This window comes from Streptomyces sp. NPDC005863 (assembly GCF_042871345.1).
Classification (GTDB): Bacteria; Actinomycetota; Actinomycetes; order Streptomycetales; family Streptomycetaceae; genus Streptomyces.
Genome location: NZ_JBIAII010000014.1, coordinates 52928 through 78657, shown reverse-complemented (window position 1 = coordinate 78657; position 25730 = coordinate 52928). Strand labels below are relative to the sequence as shown.

The window sequence follows — 25730 nt, the reverse complement described above, 5'->3', positions numbered from 1 at the left end:
AGCAGCTCTTGGCGCCGGTGTGCAGCGCGAGCGCCGTGTTCGGCGCGAGCGAGGCGGTGAACCGGCCCGAGCCGTCCACGCCGACCTTCCTGCCGCTCTGCACGTCGCAGTACGTGCCCGCCGCCAGCGACGTCTGGAAGGTGCGCTCGATCATGGAGCCCTCGTGGTTGATGACCACGTACGCCTTGTTGCCCCGGCCGAAGGCGATCGCGTCGTTCCCGTCGTCCCACCAGTCGGTGACGGCGGCGCCGCGCGCGGTGTTGCGGAGCCCGACCATGGAACGGATCTCCGGCCACGCGTGCTGGCACTTCCAGCCGTCGCTGTAACACGCCTTCACCAGACCGCCGTCGGGCGACCCGGCGTCGATGTCGCTGAACTCGTAGCCGGAGTGGACGTCGGGCGAGCCGTAGGGCCAGGCCAGCATGAAGACGTGCGCGAGGGTGTAGTCGGCGCCGTCCTTGTAGGAGAGGGTCTGGCCGTGCCGCTCGGTGTCGTGGTTGGTGACGAACACCGAGGCCGAGCCGCTCGGCAGGTACCCCCAGCCCTCCCCGAAGTTCTTGAGGTAGGCGAGCTTCTCGTCCTTGAAGACCCGCTTCAGGTCCCAGCCGTAGCGGAACTCCTGGGGGTCGCCGGTGGCGGTGTACTCGCTCGGCGAGATCGGCTCGCCCGCCCCGTACAGGGTCTCCTGCTTCCAGTAGACGCCCGGGTCGCTCAGCCGCGCCTTGATGTTCTTCAGGTCCTCGACGGGCATGTGCTTGGCCGCGTCGATACGGAAACCGTCCACGCCGAGGGAGAGGAGGTCGTTCAGGTAGCCGGCGATGCGGCCGCGCACGTACTCCTCACCGGTGTCCAGGTCGGCCAGGCCCCCCAGTTCGCAGTGCTGGACGTTCCACCGGTCCTGGTAGTCGCCGATGGGGGCCTTGCAGTCGTCCATGTCGGCGGCGGAGTAGGTGCCGGGATAGTCGTACTTGGTGAAGCGGGAGCCCGCCGAGCCGGTGCCCGAGGCGTTGGTCATGTGGTTGATGACCGCGTCGGCGAGGACCTTCACCCCGGCGGAGTGGCAGGTGTCGACCATCCGGGCGAAGTCGGCGCGGTTGCCGAGCCTGGTGCCGATCTTGTAGCTGACCGGCTGGTAGGCGGCCCACCAGGCGGCCTCCTGGATGCGCTCCTGCGGCGGCGACACCTGCACGTATCCGTAGCCGGACGGGCCGAGTTGGGTCGTGCAGGCCTTGGCGACCGACGCGTACTTCCACTCGAAGAGGACGGCGGTGACGTCCTTGGTGCCGGGCGGGGCGGCCTGGGCGGTGGGGGCCCCGGCGACGAGGCCGCCCGCCACCCCCGCCACCAGGGCGACCGCGGCGGCGACGGGCTTGCGGCGCTTGAATATCCGGCCGGTCATGGGGACCTCCTGCGCGTCGGGGGAACCTTCGGCAATTTCTTGCAGCAAGTCGCCACAAGTTGTTGCGGGTTGGACCGTATGGCTCCCCGAGGGCGGGGTCAACCCTCTGGACACACCCCGGTGGAACCGCGCACCACCAGCTCCGGCTGGAAGACGAACTCCGTGCGCTGCACCGGGTTTCCGTCGATCTCTTCCAGGAGCGCACCCACCGCTGCGGTCGCCATCGCCTGCACCGGCTGGCGCACGGTGGTCAGCGGCGGATCGGTGAAGGCGATGAGTTGGGAGTCGTCGAAGCCGACCACGGAGACGTCACCGGGCACGGTCAGGCCGCGTGCGCGCACCGCCCTGACGGCACCCAGCGCCATCAGGTCGCTGCCGCAGACCATCGCCGTGCAGCCCAGGTCGAGCAGCGCGCCGGCCGCGGCCTGGCCGCCCTCGACGGTGAACAGCGTGCGCTGCACGAGTTGTTCGGCCCCCGCAGGCGCCACCCCGAGCATGCTGTGCAGCGCCGCCGTGAACCCTTCCGCCTTGCGCAGGGAGGGGACGTACCGGGTCGGTCCGATGGCCAGGCCGATCCGCTCGTGCCCCAGGTCGACGAGGTGGCGCACCGCCATCCGCACCGCCGAGCAGTCGTCGGGCGAGACGAAGGAGACCGGGATGTCCTCGTTGTAGCCGTTGACGAGGACGAACGGCACCTTGCGGTGGGCCAGTTCCCGGTAGCGCGTGGGGTCGGCCGTCAGGTCGGCGTGCAGGCCCGACAGGAAGATGATGCCGCTGACCCCGCGGTCCTCCAGCTGCTCGACCAGCTCGTCCTCGGTGGCGCCGCCCGGCATCTGCGTACAGAGCATCGGGGTGTAGCCGTGGCCGGCCAGGACCTGCTCGATGACCTGCGCGAAGGCGGGGAAGATCGGGTTGGTCAGCTCGGGGATGACCAGGCCGACCAGGCCTGCGCTGCGCCGCTTCAGCCGGGTGGGGCGCTCGTAGCCGAGGACGTCGAGGGCGGCGAGGACGCGGCGCCTGGTGCCCGCCGCCACCCCCGCCTTGCCGTTGAGCACCCGGCTCGCGGTGGCCTCGCTGACCTGGGCCTGGGCGGCGATGTCCCGGAGCCGCGGGGCGCCCCGACGGGCGTCCCGCGGCGTGGCGGGCAGCGTCACACCGTCCACCAGAGGGTGGAGTCGGCGGGCAGGACCACCGTCCCGTCCACGACCTCCGCCTCCTCGACGGCGAGCAGGACCTTGCCGGGGGCCGGGATCCGTACGGGTTCGCCGGTGGTGTTCACCGTGCAGACGAAGCCCTCGCGAGCGAAGGCGAGCACCCCTTCGGGGGCGTCGAGCCATTCGACGGCGGTGCCCGCGCCGAGCCCCGGCTCCGTGCGGCGCACGGCGAGCGCGCTGCGGTACAGCTCCAGGGTCGAGCCCGGGTCGCCGGTCTGCGCCTGCACGCTCAGCTCGCCCCAGCCGGCCGGCTGCGGGAGCCAGCTGCCGCCCGCGCCGAAGCCGTACGACGACCCGTCGGTGGTCCACGGGATGGGCACCCGGCAGCCGTCCCGGAAGCCGTCCTGGCCCGCGGCCCGGAGGAACGAGGGGTCCTGGCGCACCTCGTCGGGCAGGTCGGTGACGTCGGGCAGGCCGAGCTCCTCGCCCTGGTACAGATAGGCGGAGCCGGGCAGCGCCAGCATCAGCAGGGTCGCGGCGCGGGCACGGCGCAGGCCGAGTTCGCGGTCGCCGGCGGTCCGCAACTGGGTTCCCATGCCGGGCGGGTTGGCGAACCGCGTGGTGTGCCGGGTGACGTCGTGGTTGGAGAGCACCCAGGTGGCGGGCGCCCCCACCGGACGCATCGCGGCCAGCGACACGTCGATGACCGCGCGCAGCTCCTCTGCGTCCCACGAGGTGCCCAGGTACTGGAAGTTGAAGGCCTGGTGCATCTCGTCGGGGCGCACATAGTGGGCGGAGCGCTCGACGGTCGGGGTCCACGCCTCGGCGACGAGGACGCGGGCGCCCTCGTACTCCTCGAGGACCTGCCGCCAGCTGCGGTAGATCTCGTGCACGCCGTCCTGGTCGAAGAACGGCATCACGTCGTTGCCGAGCAGCTTGAGCTGGTCGCCGCTTCCGATGTCGGGCAGCCCGGCCGCCTTGACCAGGCCGTGCGCCACGTCGACGCGGAAGCCGTCCACCCCCATGTCGAGCCAGAACCGCAGGATGGAGCGGAACTCGTCCCGGACGGCGGGGTGTTCCCAGTTGAAGTCGGGCTGCTCGGGCGCGAAGAGGTGCAGGTACCAGTCGCCGTCGGGCACCCGGGTCCAGGCGGGGCCGCCGAAGATGGACTCCCAGTCGTTGGGCGGGAGTTCGCCGTCGGCGCCCTTGCCGGGGCGGAAGTGGTAGCGCTCCCGCAGCGGGGATCCCGGCCCCTCGGCGAGGGCGCGCCGGAACCAGTCGTGGCGGTCGGAGGAGTGGTTGGGCACCAGGTCCACGATGATGCGCAGGCCGAGGGCGTGGGCGTCGCGGATGACGGCGTCGGCGTCCAGGAGGCTGCCGAACATGGGGTCGATGGCCCGGTAGTCGGCGACGTCGTACCCGGCGTCGGCCTGCGGGGACGCGTAGAAGGGGCTGAGCCAGACGGCGTCGACGCCGAGGTCCCTGAGGTACGGCAGCCGGCTGCGGATGCCCGCCAGGTCGCCCATGCCGTCGCCGTTGGAGTCGGCGAAGCTGCGCGGATACACCTGGTAGATCACCGCGCCGCGCCACCAGTCCGGCTGTGTCTCGGTGGTGGGGGCGGCAGGGGCAGCGAGATGCTGGGTCATGTCTTCCCTGGAGATCGTGTGTGGTGCTGGGGATCGTGCGGGGTGGCGGCGGGACGCCTCAGGACTTCGTCGCGCCCGCCGTCAGGCCGGAGACCAGATGGCGCTGGGCGAAGCCGAAGATGATCGCGGCGGGCACCGCGACGATCACCGCGGACGCGGTCAGCGAACCCCAGTCGCTGGTGTACTGGTTGACGAAGGTCTGCAGGCCGCCGGCGAGCGTGAGGTTCTCCTCGCCGGTCATGAACGCCGAGGCGTAGGCGACCTCGGCCCAGCCCGTGATGAAGCTGTAGAACCCGGTGACGGCCAGGCCCGGCTTGGCGAGCGGCACGATGAGCCGCCAGAAGGTGCCGAACGGGTTGAGTCCGTCGACCCGTCCCGCCTCGTCGATCTCGACCGGGATGGTGTCGAAGTACCCCTTCATCATCCAGGCGCAGAACGGCACGGCGATCGTCAGATAGGTGACGACGAGGCCGATGGGCTGGTTGAGCAGGCCGAGGTTGGCGAGCAGGTTGTAGAGCGGCACGATCAGCACCGCGACCGGGAACATCTGGGTGATCAGGAGCAGCCACATCAGCGGCCGCATGCCGGGGAACTTGAAGCGGCTCACCGCGTAGCCGGTCGTCGCCGCGATGAAGACGCCGATCACCGTGGTCAGGCCCACCACGACAAGGGAGTTGAGGAGCCAGTTCGGGAACTCGGTGTCGTTGAGGACGTGGTCGTAGTTGCCGAGGGTGAAGTCCTTCACCAGGTCGGTGGAGAAGGCCTCGCTCTCCGGCTTGAACGAGGTGACCAGGAGCCACAGCGGGGGCAGCACCGCTACGGCGCTGGCGAGCAGCAGCGTCAGGTGCAGGGCGACGGAGGCGAGCGGTCCGCGCTCGTCGCGCCCCCTGGTCCTCCGCTTCCCGTCCTTGCGTTCGTTCGGCACGGTGGTCACCACACCTCTCCCTGCTTGCGGAGCGCGCGGCGGTAGGCCACCGCGATGATCGACAGGAGGGCGAGGATGAGCACGCCCCAGGCGGCGGAGCCCGCGAAGTCGCGGGGGCTGACGACGAACGAGAGGCGATAGGCGTACGTCACCAGGATCTCGGTGGCGTCTCCCGGGCCGCCCCTGGTCAGCAGGAAGATCACCGGGAACATGTTGAAGGTCCAGATGCCGCTGATCAGGATCACCGTGCCGGCGACGGTGCGCAGTCCCGGCAGCGTGATGTGGCGGAAGCGCTGCCAGGCGTTCGCGCCGTCCATCTCGGCGGCCTCGTACAGCTCACCGGGGATGGACTGCAGGCCGCCGAGCATGGCCACCAGCATGAAGGGCACGCCGAGCCAGACGTTGACGGTGATCACCGAGATCTTGGCCCAGGTGGGGTCGTTCAGCCACGGGACCGCGTCGATGCCGCCGCCTTCGAGGATCTTGTTGAGGAGGCCCTTCTTCTCGTTGAAGAGCAGCCGCCAGGTGAAGACGGAGACGAAGGCCGGCACGGCCCACGGCAGGATGAGCGCCGTCCGGTAGAGGGAGCGGCCCGCCATCCTGCGGTTGAGCATGGTGGCGAGGGCGAGGCCGAGCGCGAAGGAGAGCGCGACGCAGGAGACGGTCCACACCACGGTCCAGGTGAGCCGGTCCCAGAAGACGCCGTCGGAGAGGATCGACGTGTAGTTGTCGAGGCCGACGGACTTGTACGTCGCCGGGATGTCGTTGACGCCGATGTGCCGTTCGACGTTGGCCTCGTCGGCGTCCGTCGTCGACAGATACATGCCGCGCACCAGCGGGTATCCGACGATCACGCCGATCACGATCACCACGGGGGCGACCATGGCCCACGCGTACCAGTGGGTGGCCAGCGCCCTGCGCAGCCTGCCCGGGTTCTTGGCGGGCCGGCGGCCCCGGCCGCGGACGCTCCTCGCGTCCGCGGCCTTCGCCACCGCCCGGCCGGTCTCGACAGCCATGGGTCGGTCGGCCCTCCCTCTTACTTGTAGCCCTTGAGGAGCTTGCGGTAGGCGTCACCGATGCCCTTGGCGCCCTCGTCGGGCGAGGACTTGCCGCTGAGCACCTTCTCCAACTGCAGCCGGATCGGCTCGAAGAGGGCGTTGGCCTCCGGGATCCACGGGCGCTGCACGGACTTGGCGACGGCGGGCTTGAAGAACTGCACCATCCGGTTGTCCTTGACGGACTTCACGTCGTACACGGAGGTGCGGGTGGGCAGCAGGCTGAGCTGCTCGGTGGTCTGCTGCTGCACCTTGGCGGAGCTCATGTACTTGATGAACTCGTACGAGGCGTCGAGGTTGCCGGACCCGGCGTACGCGGCGAGGTTCCAGCCGCCCTGCGGTGCGCCCTGGCGCGCGCTGCCCGCCGGGGCCGGGGCGACGCCGAGGTTGCCCTTGTCGGCCTTGAACTCCTTGCCCTTCAGGACGCCTTCGATGGACCAGGGGCCGTCGAGCGCCATCGCGACGTCGCCGTCCTTGAAGGCGTTGAGCTGGTTGTTGTAGCCGTCGCTCGCGTCGGTGACCGCCGCCTTGGAGTCGACGAGGTCCTTCATCACCGAGAAGGCCTTGGCGCCCTCGGGGTCGTCGACGGTGACCTTCTTGTTCTTGGTGTCCAGGAGGTCGCCGCCCTCGCCGTAGAGGTACGGGAGGTAGTAGTACGGGTCGTCGCCGCGCAGGTAGAGGCCGGTCTTGCCGGACTTCGAACTGATCTTCTTCGCGGCCGACTTCACCTCGTCGAAGGATTTCGGGACACCAACACCGGCGTCCTTCAGCATCTTCTTGTTGTAGAAGAGGGCGAGGGTGTCGATGGTCTGCGGCGCGGCGTAGGTCTTGCCCTTGAACTTGGTGCTGGCCGCGGCCTGCGGCAGGTAGTCGTCCGGCTTGTCGAGCGCGGCGGTGCCGTCGAGCGCGGCGAGGTAGCCGAGCGAGGCGAAGTCCTGGGTCCAGGCGACCTCGGTGCGCATCACGTCCGGGGCACCGGAGTTGCCGCCGGCGGCGTTCTTGAACTTGGCGTTGGCCTCGCCGAACGGGACGTTCACATAGTTGACCTCGACGTCCGGGTGGAGCTTCTCGAACCCCTTGGCGATCTTCTCGTACGCGCCCTTCTCGGCGTCGTTCGAGGTGTCCCAGAAGGTGACGGTGCCGGAGAGCTCCCCGGAGCCCTTCTTGCCACCGCTGCCCCCGTCGTCGCCCCCGCACGCTGCCGCTGTCATGGCCAGGGCCGCGATCAGCCCGGTGGCCGCTATGCCACGCCGCATGTGAACTCCTTCAACTGATCCCGGAATCACGGGGAGACGCAGAGGTGCCTCCTGCTGGCCGCACTGGACGCGGCGCCGGGTTGCCAGGAACGTAACAGCGTTGGAATGCCGCCGAAAGAGCTTGCGGTAAATTTCTGCAAGTCCTGGTGATCGTTACATCTGCGTGTCCGGACCGTTGCCGCCACCGCGCTTGACACCACCTTCGGCGACGCCCCGCACCGCTCGGACCAGCACGGGTCTGCGACGGCGGAATCGCGGTCGGCCTGGAATCCGGCCGCAAGACTCTTGCAAGACAGCACTTTCCGCAAGCTGTCACGGCGGTGTGCAATCCCCGTGCCGACAGGTACAGTCCAGTGCCATGACCGCACGGCTTGTCGACATAGCAGCTCACGCGGGGGTCAGCGAAGCGACCGTGAGCCGCGTCCTCAACGGCAAGCCCGGGGTGGCCTCGGCCACCCGCGAGGCGGTGCTCGCCGCCCTCGACGTCCTCGGGTACGAACGCCCGGTGCGGCTGCGCCGGCGCAGCGCGGGACTCGTCGGGCTGATCACACCCGAGCTGGACAACCCGATCTTCCCGGCCTTCGCCCAGGTGATCGCCCAGGCGCTGACCCGCCAGGGCTACACGCCGGTGCTTGCGACCCAGACGCCGGGCGGCTCCACCGAGGACGAGCTCACCGAGATGCTGGTGGACCGCGGGGTCAGCGGGATCATCTTCGTCTCCGGGCTGCACGCCGACACCACCGCCGACATGTCGCGTTACGAGGCGCTGCGCGGCCAGGGCGTCCCGTACGTCCTGGTCAACGGCTTCTCGCCGGACGTGGCGGCCCCCTTCGTCTCCACCGACGACCGCGCCGCGGTGCGCCTGGCGGTCACACACCTGGCGTCGCTCGGCCACACCCGGGTCGGGCTCGCGGTCGGGCCCAAGCGGTTCGTCCCGGTCGTCCGCAAGATCGAGGGCTTCCGGCTGGGGGTGCGCGAGCGGCTCGGCCTGACGGACGAGGAGTCGGCGGAGCTGATCCAGCACTCCCTCTACACCCTGGAGGGCGGGCAGGCGGCGGCAGCCACCCTCATCAACCGCGGCTGCACGGCGGTCGTCTGCGCCAGCGACATGATGGCGCTCGGCGCCGTCCGGGCCGCCCGCGACCTGGGGCTCGCCGTCCCCCGGGACATCTCGGTGGTCGGTTTCGACGACTCGCCGCTCATCGCGTTCACCGACCCGCCGCTGACCACGATCCGCCAGCCGGTGCAGGCGATGGGCCAGGCGGCGGTGCGGGCGCTGCTCGAGGAGATCGGCGGCACCCCGGCCCCGCACGGCGAGTTCGTCTTCATGCCGGAGCTGGTGGTGCGGGGCTCCACGGGGTCCGGGCGGGCGGAGCGGCGGGCGGCTTCTTAGCTGGCCGTTCCGGTCCGCTTCTCGGCAAGCCGTTCCGGTCCGCTTCTCAGCAAGCCGTTCCGGTCCGCTCGGATCGGTCCGCGTCCGCGCGGCGTCCGGGGGCTTCATTGACGCCCCCGGCCACGGACCGTAGAAACGCGGCATGCCCTCACCCTCGCCCCTCCCCCTCGCAGGCATCACCGTCGTCAGCCTGGAGCAGGCCGTCGCCGCGCCCTTCGCCACCCGCCAACTCGCCGATCTCGGCGCCCGCGTCATCAAGGTCGAGCGTCCCGGCGGCGGTGACTTCGCCCGCCGCTACGACACCACCGTGCACGGACAGGCCAGCTACTTCGTCTGGCTGAACCGGTCCAAGGAGTCGCTCACCCTCGACCTCAAGTCGCCCGAGGGCAGGGCGATCCTGGAGGAACTCCTGGCGGACGCCGACGTGTTCGTGCAGAACCTCGCCCCGGGCGCCGCCGCCCGCCTGGACCTCGGCGCCGATGAGCTGCAGAAGCGCCACCCGTCGCTGATCCCCTGCACCGTCACGGGGTACGGCACGGACGGGCCCTGGGCCGACCGCAAGGCGTACGACCTGCTGGTGCAGTGCCAGACCGGGCTCCTCCAGCTCACCGGGACACCGGACGAGGTCGCGCGCGCCGGCATCTCGGTGGCCGACATCGCGGGCGGGATGTACGCGTACAGCGGCATCCTGTCGGCGCTGTTCACGCGCGCGACGACGGGGCGCGCGCCCACCGTCGAGGTGTCCCTCTTCGACGCGCTGGCCGAGTGGATGGGCCAGCCCGCCTACTACACCCGCTACGGCGGCAGTCAGCCGCCGCGCGTCGGCGCCCGCCACGCGACGATCGCGCCCTACGGCACGTTCACCGCGTCCGACGGCAAGGACGTGCTGCTCTCGGTGCAGAACGAGCGGGAATGGGCGGCGCTGTGCCGCGAGTTCATCGGCCGGCCCGAGCTGATCGACGATCCGCGGTTCGCCACCGGGTCCGACCGGGTGGTGAACCGCGACGCGCTCGACGCGATCATCTCCGTACGCTTCACCGAGCTCGGCGGCGCCGCGGCCATGGAGCTGCTCGACCGCACCGGCATCGCCAACGCCGGCGTCAACTCGGTCCAGGAGTTCCTGGACCACCCGGTGCTCACCGAGCGCGGGCGCTGGCGGGAGATCGGGGTGCCCGGTACGGCCGAGCCCGTACAGGCGCTGCTGCCGCCCGCCGTGCTCTCCGGTGTCACCCCGCACATGGGACCGGTACCGGAGGCGGGTGAGCACACGGCGTCGATCCTCGCCGAGCTGGGGCACGGCCCGGAGGCCATCGCCCGGCTCTGCGCGGACGGGGTCTGCCGGTGAGCGCCCTCGACGATCTCTCCGCCGAGGAGCGGCAGATAGTCACGACGGTACGGGACTTCGTAGACCGTCAAGTACGGCCAGTCGTACGGGCGTTGGAGCACGCGGACACCTACCCCGAGGCCCTCATCGCGCGGATGAAGGAGCTCGGCGTCTTCGGTCTCGCCGTGCCCGAGGAGTTCGGCGGGACGCCCGTCTCCACACCCTGCTACGTCCTGGTCACCGAGGAACTGGCGCGCGGCTGGATGAGTCTGGCGGGCGCGATGGGCGGGCACACGGTCGTCGCCAAGCTGCTCGTGCACTTCGGCACCGCGCGGCAGCGGCGCCGCTGGCTGCCCCGGATGGCCACCGGCGAGGTGCGCGCCACGATGGCGCTGACCGAGCCGGAGGGCGGCTCGGACCTGCAGGCGCTGCGCACGGTCGCGCGGCGGGCCGAGGACGGCGACGGGTACGTCGTGGACGGCGCGAAGACGTGGATCACCAACTCCCGTCGCTCCGGGCTGATCGCGCTGCTCTGCAAGACGGACCCCGACGCCGAGCCGCGGCACCGCGGGATCTCGGTGCTGCTCGTCGAGCACGGCCCCGGCCTGACCGTCTCGCGCGATCTGCCGAAGCTCGGCTACAAGGGCGTGGAGAGCTGCGAGCTCTCCTTCGACGGCTACCGCGCCCCGGCCGACGCGCTGCTCGGGGGCGTCGAGGGCCGCGGGTTCGGACAGATGATGAAGGGCCTGGAGACGGGCCGGCTGCAGGTCGCGGCCCGTGCGCTCGGCGTGGGGCGCGCCGCGTTCGAGGACGCGCTGCGCTACGCCCGGGAGCGTGAGTCGTTCGGCGTGCCGATCTGGCGGCACCAGTCCATCGGCAACTACCTCGCCGACATGGCCACTTCGCTCTCCGCCGCGCGTCAGCTCACCCTGCACGCCGCCCGCGAGGCGGACGCGGGGCGGCGGGTGGACATGGAGGCGGGGATGGCCAAGCTGTTCGCGTCGGAGACCGCCATGCGGATCACCCTGGACGCGGTGCGCGTGCACGGCGGCCAGGGTTACTCGACGGAGTTCGACGTCGAACGCTACTTCCGCGACGCCCCGCTGATGATCGTCGGGGAGGGCACCAACGAGATCCAGCGCAATGTGATCGTGCGTCAACTCATCGCGCGGGGAGGCCTGGAGGAGTGAAAGGGGCGCTCTGGAGAAAGGTTCGGGAAGCCTCGGCGCCGTCGGGATCCGTCAGCCGTCGACGGCGACGCCGAGCCCCTCGACGACGACCGCGTTCGGCAGCCCCGGGAACGCCTTGCCCGGCACGATGAGCTTGCCGCGCCGGCTGCCGCTGCCCACCAGGACGTACGGCAGGTCGGCCACGGCGGCGTCGACGAGGAGCGGCCACGCGGTGGGCAGCCCGATCGGCGTGATGCCGCCGTACTCCATGCCGGTCTCACCGGTGGCCGTGTCCATCGGCGCGAACGAGGCCTTGCGTGCGCCCAGTTGGCGGCGGACGACGCCGTTGACGTCGACGCGCGTGCCGGACAGGACGAGGCAGGCGGCGAGTGTGGTCTCGCCGCCGCGCTTGCCCGCCACGACGACACAGTTGGCGGACTGCCCCAGGAGCTCGGGTCCGTAGTGCTCCAAGAAGCTCGCGGTGTCGGCCCATTCGGGCTCGGTGTCGACGTGGACGAGCTCGTCGGCCGGCACGGGGCCGCTCCAGCCGCGTACGGCGTCCGCGACGGCGGGCACCAACAGGTCGAGGGCTTCTGGGGCGGGGCTGACGACGTCGAAATCACCGAGAGGAGCGCGCATGGCGGCACGCTAGCAGCCGCCGTCAGTGGCTCGCCGACTGCCGTCAGTGGGACGCCGCGTGGGCCGGCGGCACCGACACCGACATCGTCATCTCCATGGGTTCGTCGCCCCTGTTGTGGTAGCCGTGCGCCGCATTGGCCTCGAAGGACGCGGCCGATCCGGCCGGCACCACATGCTCGACGCCGTCCACGACGAGCGTCAGCGCGCCGCGCGAGACGTGCAGCAGCTCGACGGTGCCCGCCGGGTGCGCGTCGGAGTCGGTGCCCTCACCGGGCTCCAGGCGCCAGGACCACAGCTCGAAGGGTCCCCGGGCCTCGGCGCCGACGAGCAGCGTGGTGCTGCTGCCGGCCTCGGTGGACCACATCCGTACCGCCTGCTCCGGCGGCACCAGCCGGACGTGCGGTCCCTGCTCGTGGTCGAGGAGGGTGGTGATGCTGACGCCCAGCGCGTCCGCGAGCTTCACCGTGATGCCCACGCTCGGGTTGGTCCTGGCCTGCTCGATCTGGATGATCATGCCTCGGCTCACGCCCGCGCGGGCCGCCAGGGCGTCGAGGGTGAAGCCCCGCTCGGTGCGGTACCGCTTGAGGTTGCGCGCGAGCGACTGGGTCAGCTGGTCGAGGTCCGACACGTTCCGTCCACTATTCCGGATGACATGGTTCACGGCACTGAACTGGGGTGAGGTGCACCCGATCATCCCAGACGGTCCACCACACTGTACTGCGCGGGGTGCGGTCGGCGCGGCCTCCCGCGAGGCCCTGGGCCCCGTCCGTCAGACCTCGCCCAACTCGCCCAGGGCGATGAGCTGTTCCGGCGTGACGCCGTCGGGTATCGGCACCGGCGCGGGGGTGCGCAGCGGGGGCTGCCACCCCAGGTCGGTGTCCCAGGTGCGGACCACCCGGGCGGGCGCGCCCGCGACCACGGCGTGGTCGGGGACCTCGCCCCGGACGACCGCGCCCGCGGCGACCACCACGTTGCGGCCGATCCGGGCGCCCGGCAGGATCACCGCGCCGGTCCCGATCCAGCAGCCGGGGCCGATCTCCACCGGGTCCATGCGGGGCCACTGCTTGCCGATGGGCGTGTGCGGGTCGTCGTAGGAGTGGTTGGTGGACGTCACGTACACGTAAGGCCCGAAGTAGCAGTCGTCGCCGATCGAGACCGTGGTGTCCGCGATGACGTGGCTGCCGCGGCCGAGCACCACGCCGTTGCCGATGCGCAGGATCGGGTCGGGGCCGAGGTCGAGGTCCGGCATCATGCCGGCGGTGAGCGTGACGTGCTGGCCGACGATGCAGTGGTCGCCGAGCCTGATCCACGGCTCGCCGAAGACGGTGCCCTGCGGGAAGGCGAGCCGGGTGCCCTCGCCGATCGCGCCGAACCGCAGCCGTCCGGGGTGCGCGGCGGTCACCGCGCCGGTGCGCTGCGCCCACTCCCAGCCCGCGTGGACGGCGCGCTGCGCCAGCCGGCGCGGCGCGGCGGCGAGGGATGAGAACGTGTTCCTGTTCTTCGGCACGGGCTCACGTTACTCAGTGGCACCGGGCCCCGGGCGTCCCCGGCCTGTGATCTTCACCCCACGCGGCGGCTCCCGCGCCCGCGTCCCGTACCGTGCCGTCAGGCGCGACACCACACGGATGTGACGAAGAGGGAGCGAGTCGATGGGCCACGAGGCACTCATCACCGGCATCGGCGGCAAGGACCCGAAGATCGATCAGGACGCCTTCACCGCGCCGACGTCCGTGGTGCTCGGCGAGGTGACGCTGCACGCCGGGGCGAGCGCCTGGTACGGAGCGGTGCTGCGCGCCGACTGCGGGCCCATCGTGGTGGGCGCCGACAGCAACATCCAGGACAACTGCAGCCTGCACGTCGACCCCGGGTTCCCGATCACGGTCGGCGAGCGCGTCTCGGTCGGCCACAACGCCGTCCTGCACGGCTGCACCGTCGAGGACGACTGCCTGGTCGGCATGGGCGCGACCGTCCTCAACGGCGCGGTGATCGGCGCCGGGTCCCTGGTGGCCGCGCAGGCCCTGGTGCCGCAGGGGATGCAGGTGCCGCCGGGGTCGCTGGTGGCGGGGGTGCCCGCCAAGGTCCGCAGGCCGCTCACCGAGGAGGAGCGCGCGGGCATCTCCCTGAACGGCACGATGTACGTGGAACTGGCCAAGGCCCACCGCGACGCGCACGCGGCGGGCTGAGCCCGCCCCGGTCAGTCGGCGGCGGGTACGGCCCGCGGCTCGGTTCCCGCGGCGTCGGCCGCCTCGGCCTGTGCCGCGGCCTTCTTCGCCCGGCGCTTGACGAGCAGCATCGAGCCGACGCCGATCAGGACGGCGATGCCGAGCCCCACGTACGAGAACCGCTTGAGCCAGTCCTCGGCGACCACGCCGATGTAGTAGATGACGGCGGTGGTGCCGCCCGCCCAGATGACGCCGCCGAGCACGTTGGCGATCAGGAACTTCCAGTACGGCATGCGCAGGACGCCCGCGAGCGGCCCGGCGAAGATGCGGAGCAGGGCGACGAAGCGGCCGAAGAAGACCGCCCACATGCCCCACTTCTGGAAGGACCGCTCGGCGCTCGCCACGTGGGCGGCACTGAAGTGCTTGGGGAACTTCCGTTCCAGCCAGGCCAGCAGCGGTCTGCCGCCCTTGCGCCCGATCGCGTAACCGATGGAGTCGCCGATGATGGCGCCGACGGTGGCGCACGCCCCGAGGATCACCGGGTTGAGGTCGCCGTGCTGGGAGGACAGCAGCGCCGCCGAGACCAGGACGATCTCACCGGGCAGCGGAATGCCCAGGCTCTCCAGTCCGATGACGAGGCCCACCAGCGCGTAGATGCTGACGGCTGGTACCTGCTCCAGCCACTCCTGAACGTGCAACGCCGGTTCCTCCCGTGGTCCAAGTGTGTGTGCCCGGCGCGCGCTCCCCCCACGGACGCGCACGCCGGGCAGCCTACCCGGACGGGCTCACCCGGCCGGAACGGCGTCCCAGAGCCCGCACCGGTGCTCGGTGTGCACCGTCGCGCTGATCGCGGTGCCGCCCGCCGACGCGGTGCGCAGGGACAGCACACGCCCCGGCCGGGCGCGCTGGTCGGGAGCGGTGGGTGCGCCGTCGGCGCGCGGCGCCCCGCCGTGGACGAAGGAGCCCCAGTACTGGACCATCTGCCGTGCCAGCGCCCGCTGTTCGGCGTCGAGCGGGGTGATCAGGCCGAAGTGCTTGAAGAGGTACTGGACCTCGTTGACGTGGGTCGCGCCGAAGTCGAAGTCGGTGTCGAGAGCACGCAGCGACGCGAACGGCGGTGCGGTGCGGTCCGCGAACTCGTAGGCGTAGACGGGGCCGCGCCCTGCCAGTGCCGTGTTCATGCGCAGGGCCGAGCAGGCGAACATGCGGTCCCCGAGCGCGGCCGCGTGGGCGTGCGTGGGCGAGGAGTACGCCGCGAGCGGATAGCGCCGGAGCACCCGGCGGCCGAGCTCGGCCCCGTACGCCTCGGTGAGCACGGCCGGATACCGTTCGGCGGTGAGCGGCTCGCCCTGCCCGTCGAACTGGCCGAAGGCGAAGAGGCGCCCCTCGTCGCTGTTCGCGCCGTTCAGCACGGGCACGCGGGCCGCGCTCCCGTTCTCGTACGCCTCCTCGGGCTGGACCGGCAGGAACGCGCCGCCGACGACCGGGGCCCAGTCGAAGCCGGCCTGCGCCGCGAGGATCTCCTTGGCCGGCCTGGCCCGGAGACATACGAGGGCCGTCTTCGGGTCGGGGCAACCCGCCTTCTTGGCGAAGGCCGCGCCGTCCGTGACCGCCTGCCGCCGCTCGCGGGCCGCGCAGTCGCCGTACGCCCCGCTCTCCACGATGCCCGCGCGGTACAGGCCGCGGGCGGTCGGCGAGGCGAGCTGGGTGCACACGGAGCGGCCACCGGCGGACTCGCCCGCGACGGTGACCCGGCGCGCGTCGCCGCCGAACCGGGCGATGTTGGCCCCCACCCAGCGCAGCGCGGCCTGCTGGTCGAGCAGCCCGTAGTTGCCCGAGACCCCGTCGGACGCCTCGCCGTCGAGCCCGCCGGTGGCGAGGAACCCCATGGCTCCCAGGCGGTAGTTGACGGTCACGACGACGGTGCCGGTGCGGCGCGCGAAGGTGTCCGGCACGATGTCCGCGCCCGCGCCCGCGGTGAGCCCGCCGCCGTGCAGCCACACCATCACGGGGCGCTGCGCGGAACGACCTCCAGGCGTATAGACGTTGAGGTCCAGACAGTCCTCGGTGTGGCTGGGGTTCTCGTAGCCGGGGTCCCAACTCGACGTCTGTACGCAGCGGTTGCCGAACTCCGTCGCCCGGCGCACCCCGTGCCAGGCCTTCGCGGGCCGTGGCTCCTTCCAGCGGAGGCGACCCACGGGCTGCTCCGCGTAGGGCACACCGAGGAACTGCCGCCCCTCGGCGGTGGCCTGGCCACGGATCCAGCCGGCGTCGATGCGTACGAGCGTGCCGCCCGCACCGCCCGGCGCGCCCGCGGCCTGGGCCGGCAGCGGAACGAGGGCTGCCGCGAGGGCCGCCGCGAGGGCGGCGGCGACCGATGCGGCACGCCGTATCGGACCGCCGACGCTCTTGCCGCTCTCCCGCCCGCGGCGGCTCCCGCCGCGCGCGCTCATGAGCCGGCCCCCTTGACGACGGTGGTCGTGGAGAGGACCACGTCACGTGCCGAGGTGCCCACGTGCACGGCGCGCCGCCCGGTGCCGCGCACCCAGCCGTGCCGCTCGACGCCCCACGCCGACAGGGCCCGGCCCTCGACGTGGACGGTGACCCGGCGCCGCTCCCCCGCACGCAGCGCGAGCCGCCGGTAGCCGCCGAGCGCCCGTTCGGCCTGCGACAGCTCCAGGTCCGGCGAGGGGCCGACGTACACCTGGGCGACGGTGACGCCGTCCCGCCTGCCGGTGTTGCGCACGGTGAAGCCGACGTCCACGCCCCGGCCCGACCTGCGGACGGTCAGGTCCCGGTAGGAGAACGTGGTGTACGAGAGGCCGTGTCCGAACGGGAAGAGCGGCCGCACGTCCTCGGCGTCGTACCAGCGGTAGCCGACGTGGATGCCCTCCGAGTACTCCTCGACGCCGTCGAGACCGGGGTAGCGGCGCGGGTCCCCCGCCATCGGGTGGCGGTCGTCGTCGACCGGGAAGGACTGGGTGAGCCGGCCGCCGGGGTCGCGGTCGCCGAACAGGACGGCGGCGGTGGCGGCCGCGCCCTCCTGGCCGGGGTAGTACATCTGCAGCACGGCGGCGGTCCGCTCCAGCCACGGCATGGAGGTGGCGGACGAGGTGTTGAGGACCACGGTCGTACGGGGGTTGGCCGCGGTCACCGCGCGGATCAGCGCCTCCTGATGGCCGGGGAGCGCGACGGTCGTGCGGTCCTGGCCCTCGGTCGCGTCCTCGTACGCGAAGAGCACCACGCTGTGCGCGCCGCGGGCCGTGCGCACCGCCTTGGCCACGTCGGCGGCGCGGGTGGCCCCGGTGACGCGGCGGAGCCGGAACGTCTGGCCCGTGTCCCCGCCCTTGGCGGTGATCCGCAGGCGGTGTCCCGCGGGGCCGAGCTGCAGCGTGGCGCGGCGCACGTTCAACCCGTCGGGGGCGGTGGAGACGAGCCCGCCGGAGAAGAACTCGCCCACGCCGGGCAGCTTCGGGTAGAGCTCGGTGCCGTCCAGCTCCACCGTGGGCCGCTCGCCGGAGTAGTGGATGACGAGCGTCCACTCGTCCGGCTCCCCGGGCGTCAGCGTCCCCTCGTACGTCCAGGTCTTCCCCGCGCCGACGCGCTGGCCCTCCGCGTCGAGGCCCGGGGTGAGGGCGTGCTTGGGGATGGCCTTGCCGTAGAGGTCCTCGCCGAGCGCGTAACGGACGTCGGCGTGCCGGCCCGCGCGTGCGGTGATGGCGTGCAGCGGGCTGTCGGCGTGGTCGGGGACGACGTGGGCGCTGCCGCCGCCGCTGACGAACGGGTAGCGGCCGGTGGGGCCGATGACGGCGATGTCGCGGGCGGCGCGGCCGGTCAGCGGCAGGGTTCCGTGCGCGTTGCGCAGCAGGGTCGCGCCCGCCTCGGCGACCTCCCGTGCGACGGCCGCGCCGGCCTCGGGGTCGCGCCGGGGACGCGGCGGCGCGCTCCCGTCGAGGAGTCCGAAGCGGTCCATGACGCGCAGGATCCGGCGCACCGAGCGGTCGACGTGTGCCTCGGGGACGCTGCCGTTCTTGACGGCCTTCTTCAGCGCGGCCCCGTAGTAGGCGTCGTCGGGCATCTCCATGTCGAGCCCGGCGGCGAGCGAGGCGGCGGTGCTGTGCTGGGCGAACCAGTCGGTCATCACCCATCCGTCGAAGCCCCAGCGCTCGCGCAGGATGTCGTTCAGCAGCGTCTTGTTCTCGCAGGCGAAGGTGCCGTTGACCTTGTTGTACGCGCCCATGACGGCGCCGGTCCCGGCGCCGACGGCGGCCTCGAAGCCACGCAGCTCCGTCTCGTGCATGGTCCGCTCGTCGGCCCGCACGTCCACCGACATGCGGTCCTTCTCCTGGTTGTTCAGGGCGAAGTGCTTGACGGTGGCGATGAGGCCCTCGCCCTGGATGCCCTCGATCTCCGCGGCGACCAGGTCGGCGGCGAGCAGCGGGTCCTCGGCGAAGGTCTCGAAGTTGCGGCCCGCGTACGGGGTGCGGATGAGGTTGACCATGGGCGAGAGCAGCACGTCCTGCTTGAGGGCGCGTCCCTCGCGGCCGATGACCTGGCCGTAGCGGCGGGCGAGCGCCGGGTCGAAGGCGGAGGCCAGCAGGACGGGGGCGGGCAGGGCGGTGGCGCGGGCCGTGACGCGGACGCCCGCGGGGCCGTCGGCGAGCCGCAGCGGCGGGATGCGCAGGCGGGGCACGCCGGGGACGTATCCCGCCTGGCCGAGGCTCTTGGGGTCGGTGGCGCCGTGCAGCAGGGTGATCTTCTCGTCGAGGGTGAGTTTCCCGATGAGCGATTCGACGCGGGGGCCCGCGCCGGACCCCTGTCTGGCGCGGCCGGCCGCGTAGGTGGGCACCGCCACGCCGGCGGTGGCCGCGGCGGCCACGGTGATCGCACCGCCGACCAGCCTGAGGGCTGACCGCCGGGACACGGAGTCGGACATGAGCCGTCACTTCCTTCTGTGCCTGATGCGCGAACACGACTGTGCAAAGTGAAGCGTGTACACGTGCCACTGGTGGCTCGTCGTTCGGCCTTTGAACGCACTATGCGCCAGACGGACTTGACACCCCGTGAGACACCACGTGTGGCGGCGGGAAAACTATGGCCGGGGATGACTCGTGTCAATGAGTTGAACAAGAAGCGGAAATCGGCAGCACGCCACGCGGGGGAAGCGCGGCGCGCGACGGGGGTAACGGCAGCGCACGACAGAGGCCCGCGGCGGTGTCCTCAGGACACAACCGCGGGCCTCTCCCGCTCCGTTCGCGCTCCCGGCCCCGCCGGGCCTGTTCAGCTGGGGTTGTTGGGCCGCAGCGTCCATACGACGGTCATCTCGCCGGTCACCGCGCCGTCCTCGCGCCGGATCTCGATGGCGACCGGGAACTCGGGGCGCTCGCCCGCGTCGAGCTCGGCGATCACGTCGGCGGCCGGGCGGCCGAGCGTCGCCGTGGCGGTCACCGGGCCCATCGCCAGCTTCTTGTACGCGATCTCGGCGCTGACGGCGAGCGGCACGGCACGCGACAGCTCCGCGCCGAACGCGGCGAGGACGATGGCGCCGCTCGCGGACTCGCCCAGCGTGAACATGGCGCCGGCGTGCGGGCCGCCGACGTGGTTGTGGTACTCGCTCTGGTCGGGCAGGGCGACCACGGCCTTGTCCGGCGCGGTCTCCCGGAACTCGAGGTTCAGGGTCCTGGCCATCGGAACCGTGGCGGCGAGCATCTCGCCGATCGACATCTGGTCTGCGCTCATGCCCGCGATGTTACCCACGGGTAGCGTTCCTTGGCCAGGACTTGTCTCCACGCGGATCACCGTCACCTAGGGTTGACGCCCATGTGGCAAGGACAGCAGCCGCCCGGGGGCGAGCAGAACCAGCAGGGCCAGAACCAGTCGGGTCAGGATCAACAGGGCCAGAACCAGCTGGGCCAGAACCCGTACCAGCAGCCCGGGTACCAACAGCCCAACCCCTACGGGCAGCAGGCCCCCTGGAACGCGCCGACCATGCCCGGCGGGGCCGGGGGTACGCCGCCGCCGCCCGAGCCGCCGCGCGGCGGCGGGAACCGCACCAAGCTGATCGCCATGGCCGCCGCGGGCGCCGTCGTTCTCGCCGCGGGCGTCACCGGCGTCGTACTCCTCGGCGGCGACAAGGACGACGGCGCCGCACCCGACCCGACGACGTCCGCCTCCGCCTCGGCGGACCCCGCGGACGACGACGCCCATGCCCGTACCGGCGACGGCATGCCCGAGCCGACCGTGCCCGGCTGGAAGGTGGTCGTGAACCCCAAGCTGGGCCTCGCCTTCGACGCACCCGCCAACTGGTCCCTGGAGTCGCGGGACTGGGCGGGCGGCGTGGTGGACAAAAAGGACGCCGACGACGAGAACGCGGAGTTCCTCGCCGCGGTCGCCGCCCCCGCCTACTTCAAGGAGAAGTGGTGCGCGAGCGACGACGACAAGGACGGCATCAAGGACTACACGCCGTTGGCGGTCGCGGGCACGCGCGGCAACCGCGGCGCCAAGAGCACCGAGGAGGCCGCGCGGCACGACGCGACCAACTGGGTCTACGGCGTGTACACGCAGCCGGACCGGAAGCGGGTCGCCACCGGGCCGACCAAGTCGTTCACCGCGAAGTCCGGCCTCAAGGGCAGCCTGGTGAGCGCGAGTTCGTCCGGCGCCGACACGACGGACAAGTGCGCTTCGGACGGCAAGGCGACGGTTTTCGCCTTCAAGAACTCCGAAGGGCGGTTCGTCTCCTGGTCGTTCCACGGCGCCAAGGGCGTCAAGGACGAACTCACGGACGCCACCGTCCAGAAGATGGCCGGCACCGTGCGCGAGTACGACGCCGACAAGAACTGAGCGGCCGCTCGGGGCGGCTGTGATCTTGTATGACCGGTCCCCGTATCGTTTCCCGCCATGTGGCCAGGAACGCAGCCGCCCGGGGGCGAGCAGAACCCGCAGGACCAGAGTCAGAACCCGTACCAGCAGCCGGGGTACCAGCAGCCGAACCCGTACCAGCAGCCGGGATACCAGCAGCCGGGATACCAGGCACCCAACCCGTACCAGCAGCCGGCGCCCGGCGGTGACGCTGGAAGCGGCGGCAGAACGAAGGCCGTCTCGCTGGTGATGGCGGCCGCCGTCGTCGTGGCCGCGGGAGTGACCGGCTTCATGGTGCTGGGCGGCGAGGACGACGAGGGCGGCCGGGGCGACAAGGACACGGCGGCGGGTCCCCCGGAGCGCCCCGCGCGCCACGAGCCGAGTGCGACGGCGGACGACGATTCCGACAGTTCCGATGGTTCCGACGCCGCTGACAGCAACGGCGGACGCGACGCGGACAACGATCTGAAGCCGACCATCAAGGGCTGGCGCGTCGTGGTGAACCCGAAGTGGGGCACCGCCTTCGACGTACCGCCGGAGTGGGAGGTGCAGAACCCGGGCTCGGGGATCGCGCTTGAGGACATCAAGACCGGCAAGCCGATGATGACGATGTCGGCGCCCGCGTACCTGGAGCCCGCCTGGTGCGTCGCCGACGACAACAAGGACGGCAGGAGCGAGGACCACGAGCTCGCCGCCGTGGGGACCAAGGGCGCCAAGGGCGCGCGGAACACCGCCGAGGTCGCGGTCAACCAGGTCGGCTGGTGGGTCTACGGCGTCTACACCCAGCCGGACAAGAAGAGCTTCACCAACGACGACAAGGCCGAGCCCTACACCACCGCGTCCGGCATCAAGGGCAGCATCGCCCGGGCACGGTCCACGAACACGCCGCAGCAGGGCGAGTGCGCCACGGACGGCAAGGCGATCACGTTCGGCTTCAAGAACGCGGAAGGCGAGTACGTCTCCTGGAGCCTCTACGGCGCCAAGGGCGTACCGGACGAGATCCCCGAGAAGACCGTGATGAAGATCCTCAGCACGGTCCGCACGCACGAAGACCCGACGGAGTCCTGACCCGTACCGCCGCTTTCTCCGCACGATCTCCACACCGCCGGGGGCCCGGTGTCCGCGCCACAGGGGGCGCGCATGGCACCGGGCCCCCGGCACCTCTATGGTTACTGGCCATGTGGCCAGAAAATCAGCCGCCCGGGGGCGAGCAGAACCCGCAGGACCAGAATCAGAACCCGTACCAGCAGCCGGGGTACCAGCAGCCGAACCCGTATCAGCAGCCGGGATACCAGCAGACACCGCCTGCGGGGGGCTACCAGCAGACGCCGCCGCCAGGGGGCTACCAGCAGCCGCACTCGGGCGCCTTCTCGCAGCCCGAGTCGTCGCAGTGGTCGACCCCGACGCCGCCGCCCATGCCGCCGCAGCAGACGGGCGGCCCGGGTCCGGGTGGCGGCAACGGCAACGGCAACGGCAACAAGACGAAGATCACCGCCATCGTGGCCGCGCTCGCGGTCGTGGCGGCCGCCGGCGTCACCGGCTTCCTGGTCTTCGGCGGCGACAAGGACGACGAGGCGGGCCCTGCGAAGCCGTCCGCGTCGAAGTCGAAGTCCAAAAAGCCCAGCCCGAAGCCCAGCGACGACGGCAACGCGCGCGGTGAGGGCGGCGAGGACAAGCCGACCATCCCCGGCTGGCAGGTCGTGGTGAACCCCAAGTGGGGCACCGCCTTCGACGTACCGCCGGACTGGGAGGTCAAGACGCCCGACACCCTCATCGGCTTCGACGACCGCAAGGACGAGGGCGCGAAGTCGATCATCATCATGTCCGCGCCCGCGGTGCTCAAAGAGAAGTGGTGCACGTCCGACGACGACAAGGACGGCGAGCCCGACGACACCTCGCTCGCCGCGGTCGGCACCAAGGGCCAGAACGGCGCGAAGAACACCGAGGACGTCGCGCGCAACGACTCGGCCTGGTGGGTCTACGGCGGCTACACCGAGCAGACCAAGGCCGACAAGAAGAAGATCAAGATCGGCAAGATCGAGGACTACACCACCAAGTCCGGCGTCAAGGGCAGTCTCGTGACGTCGACGACGTCCGGCGCCGCCACCTCGGCCAAGTGCGACTCCGAGGGCAAGGCCACCACGTTCGGCTTCAAGAACGAGTCCGGCGAGTACGTGGCGTGGACCCTCTACGGCGCCAAGGGCGTCAAGGAAGAGGTGCCCGACGCCACGGTGAAGAAGATCCTCGGCACGGTCCGCTGGACCGAGGCGGCCTCGGAGGACTGAGCCACCGCGCGGACGCTGCCGTCGCGGGCGGCCCTCACCCGATGGAGAAGGCGCCGTCGGGCGGCTCGGGTGAGGCCACCGCGTCCCCGTCGTGCACCGGACGCGCGTCCCCGATGAGCCGGCGCAGCGCGTCGCCGTGCTCGACCCGGGCGGGAAAGACGTCGGAGGCCGTACGGCGGGCCAGCGCGGCCACGTCGATCGGGACGTGCCCGGCGATGAGCACCGCGTTCCCGAAGCGCCTGCCGCGCAGCACGGACGGCTCGGCGATCAGCGCGACCTCCTCGAACACCTCGGCGAAGGTGGCCAGTTGGGAGCGGAGGAAGGTGAAGGGCGCGCCGTCGGCGAGGTTCGCGGCGTACTGCCCGCCCGGGCGCAGCACCCGGTCGGCGGCGCGCGCGTAGGCGACGGTGGTGAGGTGTGCGGGGACGCGTGAGCCGCCGAAGACGTCGGCGACCAGGAGGTCGGCGCTGTTCCCCGGCGCCGCGTCGAGCCACTGCCTGGCGTCCGCGCCGTGCACGGTGACCCCGCTCGGTTCGGTCAACGGCAGGCATTCGGCGACCAGTTGGAGCAGCCCCCGGTCCGCGTCGACCACGTGCTGCCGGGAGCCGGGACGGGTGGCGGTGAGGTAGCGGGGCAGGGTGAGGGCTCCCCCGCCGAGGTGGACGACGTCGAGCGGCGCCTCGGGGTCGGCCGCGATGTCGAGGACGTGCGCGAGCCTGCGCGCGTACTCGAACTCCAGGTGGGTGGGCTCGTCCAGGTCCACGTAGGACTGGGGCGCCCCGTCGACCGTGAGCAGCCAGGCGCGCGGCCGGTCGACGTCGGGCATGAGCTTGGCGGTGCCGTGATCGACCTCCCTGATCACCGCGACCGGCTCCGGCATCTCCTCGAACTCCTGCTCGTCCACGTCGTCCATTGTGCCCGCCCGTGGGCGCTGCCCGTGAGCGCTGCCCGTGGCCGGTCGGCGGCGGCAGCCGGGCAGCCGGCTTCGGTGTGCGGCGGCGCCACGCCGGTGGACGCACGTGCGTGCCCCACGAGTGCGCCGGCCGGCGATCATGCCGACCGGCGCACTCCCCGGCCGCCCCCGGAGGCGACTCCCCCGAAGGCGACTTCCCCAGCGGGCGGGTGGGACCGGACGCGCCCCGTCAGGCGACCCCGGTCACCGTGCCCGCGCCGACGGTGCGGCCGCCCTCGCGGATCGCGAAGCCGAGCCCCGTCTCCAGCGGTACGTCACGGCCGAGTTCGACCGTCATGGTGACCGTGTCGCCGGGGCGGGCCACGGCCGCCTCGCCGAGGTCGACGTCGCCGACCACGTCCGCGGTGCGGATGTAGAACTGCGGCCGGTACCCCGTGGCGATCGGCGTCCTGCGCCCGCCCTCGCGCGTCGCGAGGACGTACACCTGCGCGGTGAACCGCCGCCGCGGGGCGACGCTGCCGGGCGCCGCGACGACATGCCCGCGGCGTACGGCGTCGCGTGGCAGCCCGCGCAGCAGCAACGCGACGTTGTCCCCCGCCTGCGCCTCCTCCATCGGCTTGCCGAACGTCTCCAGGCCGGTGACCACCGTCTCCGTCTCCGCGCCGAGGACCTCCACGCGGTCCCCGAGGCGGACGGTGCCGCGCTCGACGGCGCCGGTCACGACGGTGCCGCGCCCGGTGATGGTGAGCACGTTCTCCACGGGCAGCAGGAACGGCGCGTCGAGATAGCGCTCGGGCATCGGCACATACGTGTCCACCGCGTCGAGCAGCGCCTCGATCGCCGCCGCCCACCGAGGGTCGCCCTGCAGCGCCCTCAGCCCCGAGACCCGTACGACGGGCACCGAGTCGCCCCCGTACCCGTGCGCGGAGAGCAGGTCGCGGACCTCGAGCTCGACGAGGTCCATGAGCTCCTCGTCGCCGCCGTCGGCCTTGTTGAGGGCGACGACGATGTGGTCGACGCCGACCTGGCGGGCGAGCAGCACGTGCTCGGCGGTCTGCGGCATGATCCCGTCGAGCGCCGACACGACGAGGATCGCGCCGTCCAGCTGCGCCGCGCCGGTGACCATGTTCTTGACGTAGTCGGCGTGGCCCGGCATGTCCACGTGCGCGTAGTGCCGGGTGTCCGTCTCGTACTCGACGTGCGCGATGTTGATGGTGATGCCGCGCTGCGCCTCCTCGGGGGCGCGGTCGATGCGGTCGAAGGACACGTACTGGGTGGCACCGCCGGTGCCGCGCTCGCTGAGGACCTTGGTGATGGCGGCGGTCAGGGTGGTCTTGCCGTGGTCGACGTGGCCCATGGTGCCGATGTTCAGGTGCGGTTTCGTGCGGACGTAAGCCGTCTTGGACATGGTGGTTCCTTCTCCGGAACTCGAAGCTGTGGCCACGGGTCCGCGCTTCGCGCGCGGCCGGGACGGGGACCCCGGGATCCGACCGACCCTCCCCCTCGGGGGCCCGCCGGGGTGTCCGGGGAGGGTCAGCTTCGGGCGCCGTCG

General features: G+C 71.8%; 21 protein-coding genes and 1 pseudogene. 7 read left to right on the top strand and 15 right to left on the bottom strand.

Annotation, left to right across the window (positions count from 1 at the left end):
* Position 1 precedes the first annotated feature (1 nt).
* The 6 genes and pseudogenes from ACFYO9_RS34350 to ACFYO9_RS34325 all read right to left on the bottom strand — a co-directional run.
* A pseudogene (locus tag ACFYO9_RS34350) lies at positions 2-1399 on the bottom strand (alpha-amylase family protein); the annotation flags it as partial.
* 98 nt (positions 1400-1497) lie between these two features.
* Positions 1498-2553, bottom strand: a complete 1056-nt coding sequence (locus tag ACFYO9_RS34345; RefSeq protein ID WP_358777160.1) for a LacI family DNA-binding transcriptional regulator — start codon at positions 2551-2553, stop codon at positions 1498-1500.
* Positions 2550-4199 carry a glycoside hydrolase family 13 protein gene (locus tag ACFYO9_RS34340; RefSeq protein WP_358777161.1) on the bottom strand — a complete coding sequence of 550 codons (1650 nt, stop codon included), beginning with the start codon at positions 4197-4199 and terminating at the stop codon, positions 2550-2552. Before ACFYO9_RS34340 ends, ACFYO9_RS34345 begins: the two co-directional genes overlap by 4 nt.
* A 58-nt stretch (positions 4200-4257) precedes the next feature.
* The gene (locus ACFYO9_RS34335; protein ID WP_358777162.1) at positions 4258-5133 is read right to left on the bottom strand and encodes a carbohydrate ABC transporter permease; all 876 of its coding nucleotides are present in this window, start codon (positions 5131-5133) and stop codon (positions 4258-4260) included.
* Positions 5130-6140 (bottom strand): sugar ABC transporter permease, encoded by a 1011-nt coding sequence (locus tag ACFYO9_RS34330; protein ID WP_358777163.1) that lies wholly within the window; start codon positions 6138-6140, stop codon positions 5130-5132. The genes ACFYO9_RS34335 and ACFYO9_RS34330 overlap by 4 nt, the downstream gene beginning before the upstream one ends.
* Positions 6141-6160: 20 nt before the next feature.
* Positions 6161-7435, bottom strand: coding sequence for an extracellular solute-binding protein (locus ACFYO9_RS34325; RefSeq protein ID WP_358777164.1), 1275 nt, complete (start codon positions 7433-7435; stop codon positions 6161-6163).
* 358 nt (positions 7436-7793) lie between these two features.
* Here ACFYO9_RS34325 and ACFYO9_RS34320 point away from each other — a divergent pair, with 358 nt between their 5' ends.
* From ACFYO9_RS34320 to ACFYO9_RS34310, 3 genes are all read left to right on the top strand, one after another.
* A complete protein-coding gene (locus ACFYO9_RS34320; protein WP_358777165.1) occupies positions 7794-8828 on the top strand; it encodes a LacI family DNA-binding transcriptional regulator in 1035 nt (344 codons plus the stop codon).
* A gap of 142 nt (positions 8829-8970) precedes the next feature.
* The gene (locus ACFYO9_RS34315) at positions 8971-10173 is read left to right on the top strand and encodes a CaiB/BaiF CoA-transferase family protein (protein WP_358777166.1); all 1203 of its coding nucleotides are present in this window, start codon (positions 8971-8973) and stop codon (positions 10171-10173) included.
* The gene (locus tag ACFYO9_RS34310) at positions 10170-11342 is read left to right on the top strand and encodes an acyl-CoA dehydrogenase family protein (RefSeq protein ID WP_358777167.1); all 1173 of its coding nucleotides are present in this window, start codon (positions 10170-10172) and stop codon (positions 11340-11342) included. Before ACFYO9_RS34315 ends, ACFYO9_RS34310 begins: the two co-directional genes overlap by 4 nt.
* A 51-nt stretch (positions 11343-11393) precedes the next feature.
* On the opposite strand, the gene ACFYO9_RS34305 is transcribed toward ACFYO9_RS34310, so the two are convergent.
* The 3 genes from ACFYO9_RS34305 to ACFYO9_RS34295 all read right to left on the bottom strand — a co-directional run bounded on the left by ACFYO9_RS34305 (position 11394) and on the right by ACFYO9_RS34295 (position 13467).
* Entirely contained in the window at positions 11394-11960 is a 567-nt protein-coding gene (locus tag ACFYO9_RS34305) for a YbaK/EbsC family protein (RefSeq protein WP_358777168.1), read from the bottom strand.
* A 43-nt stretch (positions 11961-12003) separates the two neighbouring features.
* A complete protein-coding gene (locus ACFYO9_RS34300) occupies positions 12004-12588 on the bottom strand; it encodes an XRE family transcriptional regulator (protein ID WP_358777169.1) in 585 nt (194 codons plus the stop codon).
* Between the two features lie 141 nt (positions 12589-12729).
* Complete coding sequence (locus ACFYO9_RS34295) at positions 12730-13467, bottom strand: acyltransferase (RefSeq protein WP_358777170.1); 738 nt, start codon at positions 13465-13467, stop codon at positions 12730-12732.
* A 142-nt stretch (positions 13468-13609) separates the two neighbouring features.
* Here ACFYO9_RS34295 and ACFYO9_RS34290 point away from each other — a divergent pair, with 142 nt between their 5' ends.
* Entirely contained in the window at positions 13610-14143 is a 534-nt protein-coding gene (locus ACFYO9_RS34290; RefSeq protein ID WP_355815023.1) for a gamma carbonic anhydrase family protein, read from the top strand.
* An 11-nt stretch (positions 14144-14154) separates the two neighbouring features.
* Here ACFYO9_RS34290 and ACFYO9_RS34285 read toward each other — a convergent pair whose 3' ends face one another.
* The 4 genes from ACFYO9_RS34285 to ACFYO9_RS34270 form a co-directional block, all read right to left on the bottom strand.
* The gene (locus ACFYO9_RS34285; RefSeq protein WP_358777171.1) at positions 14155-14820 is read right to left on the bottom strand and encodes a DedA family protein; all 666 of its coding nucleotides are present in this window, start codon (positions 14818-14820) and stop codon (positions 14155-14157) included.
* Between the two features lie 87 nt (positions 14821-14907).
* Positions 14908-16575 carry a carboxylesterase family protein gene (locus ACFYO9_RS34280; protein WP_358777172.1) on the bottom strand — a complete coding sequence of 556 codons (1668 nt, stop codon included), beginning with the start codon at positions 16573-16575 and terminating at the stop codon, positions 14908-14910.
* Positions 16572-19058 (bottom strand): glycoside hydrolase family 3 C-terminal domain-containing protein, encoded by a 2487-nt coding sequence (locus ACFYO9_RS34275; RefSeq protein ID WP_358707960.1) that lies wholly within the window; start codon positions 19056-19058, stop codon positions 16572-16574. Before ACFYO9_RS34275 ends, ACFYO9_RS34280 begins: the two co-directional genes overlap by 4 nt.
* A 344-nt stretch (positions 19059-19402) precedes the next feature.
* The gene (locus tag ACFYO9_RS34270) at positions 19403-19846 is read right to left on the bottom strand and encodes a DUF4442 domain-containing protein (protein ID WP_358708112.1); all 444 of its coding nucleotides are present in this window, start codon (positions 19844-19846) and stop codon (positions 19403-19405) included.
* Positions 19847-19942: 96 nt separating this feature from the next.
* On the opposite strand from ACFYO9_RS34270, the gene ACFYO9_RS34265 reads away from it, so the two are divergent.
* From ACFYO9_RS34265 to ACFYO9_RS34255, 3 genes are all read left to right on the top strand, one after another.
* A complete protein-coding gene (locus ACFYO9_RS34265; RefSeq protein WP_358777173.1) occupies positions 19943-20962 on the top strand; it encodes a hypothetical protein in 1020 nt (339 codons plus the stop codon).
* A gap of 57 nt (positions 20963-21019) precedes the next feature.
* Entirely contained in the window at positions 21020-22048 is a 1029-nt protein-coding gene (locus ACFYO9_RS34260; protein ID WP_358777174.1) for a hypothetical protein, read from the top strand.
* Positions 22049-22158: 110 nt separating this feature from the next.
* Positions 22159-23265 carry a hypothetical protein gene (locus ACFYO9_RS34255; protein WP_358707966.1) on the top strand — a complete coding sequence of 369 codons (1107 nt, stop codon included), beginning with the start codon at positions 22159-22161 and terminating at the stop codon, positions 23263-23265.
* A gap of 34 nt (positions 23266-23299) precedes the next feature.
* Here the strand turns inward: ACFYO9_RS34255 and ACFYO9_RS34250 are convergent, their stop codons facing one another.
* Positions 23300-24145: a fused MFS/spermidine synthase gene (locus ACFYO9_RS34250; protein ID WP_355815292.1), complete on the bottom strand. Its 846-nt coding sequence runs from the start codon at positions 24143-24145 to the stop codon at positions 23300-23302.
* A 262-nt stretch (positions 24146-24407) separates the two neighbouring features.
* Positions 24408-25586, bottom strand: a complete 1179-nt coding sequence (gene tuf / locus ACFYO9_RS34245; protein WP_355815004.1) for an elongation factor Tu — start codon at positions 25584-25586, stop codon at positions 24408-24410.
* Between the last annotated feature and the right edge of the window lie 144 nt (positions 25587-25730).

Bases quoted from the DNA above. Each gene is read 5' to 3' on its own strand.
- ACFYO9_RS34280 (WP_358777172.1), bottom strand. From the start codon at position 16,575: ATGAGCGCGCGCGGCGGGAGCCGCCGCGGGCGGGAGAGCGGCAAGAGC.
- tuf (WP_355815004.1), bottom strand. From the start codon at position 25,586: ATGTCCAAGACGGCTTACGTCCGCACGAAACCGCACCTGAACATCGGC.
- ACFYO9_RS34320 (WP_358777165.1), top strand. From the start codon at position 7,794: ATGACCGCACGGCTTGTCGACATAGCAGCTCACGCGGGGGTCAGCGAA.
- ACFYO9_RS34265 (WP_358777173.1), top strand. From the start codon at position 19,943: ATGTGGCAAGGACAGCAGCCGCCCGGGGGCGAGCAGAACCAGCAGGGC.
- ACFYO9_RS34290 (WP_355815023.1), top strand. From the start codon at position 13,610: ATGGGCCACGAGGCACTCATCACCGGCATCGGCGGCAAGGACCCGAAG.
- ACFYO9_RS34305 (WP_358777168.1), bottom strand. From the start codon at position 11,960: ATGCGCGCTCCTCTCGGTGATTTCGACGTCGTCAGCCCCGCCCCAGAA.
- ACFYO9_RS34340 (WP_358777161.1), bottom strand. From the start codon at position 4,199: ATGACCCAGCATCTCGCTGCCCCTGCCGCCCCCACCACCGAGACACAG.
- ACFYO9_RS34315 (WP_358777166.1), top strand. From the start codon at position 8,971: ATGCCCTCACCCTCGCCCCTCCCCCTCGCAGGCATCACCGTCGTCAGC.
- ACFYO9_RS34255 (WP_358707966.1), top strand. From the start codon at position 22,159: ATGTGGCCAGAAAATCAGCCGCCCGGGGGCGAGCAGAACCCGCAGGAC.
- ACFYO9_RS34275 (WP_358707960.1), bottom strand. From the start codon at position 19,058: ATGTCCGACTCCGTGTCCCGGCGGTCAGCCCTCAGGCTGGTCGGCGGT.
- ACFYO9_RS34260 (WP_358777174.1), top strand. From the start codon at position 21,020: ATGTGGCCAGGAACGCAGCCGCCCGGGGGCGAGCAGAACCCGCAGGAC.
- ACFYO9_RS34330 (WP_358777163.1), bottom strand. From the start codon at position 6,140: ATGGCTGTCGAGACCGGCCGGGCGGTGGCGAAGGCCGCGGACGCGAGG.
- ACFYO9_RS34325 (WP_358777164.1), bottom strand. From the start codon at position 7,435: ATGCGGCGTGGCATAGCGGCCACCGGGCTGATCGCGGCCCTGGCCATG.
- ACFYO9_RS34250 (WP_355815292.1), bottom strand. From the start codon at position 24,145: ATGCCGGAGCCGGTCGCGGTGATCAGGGAGGTCGATCACGGCACCGCC.
- ACFYO9_RS34270 (WP_358708112.1), bottom strand. From the start codon at position 19,846: ATGTCGATCGGCGAGATGCTCGCCGCCACGGTTCCGATGGCCAGGACC.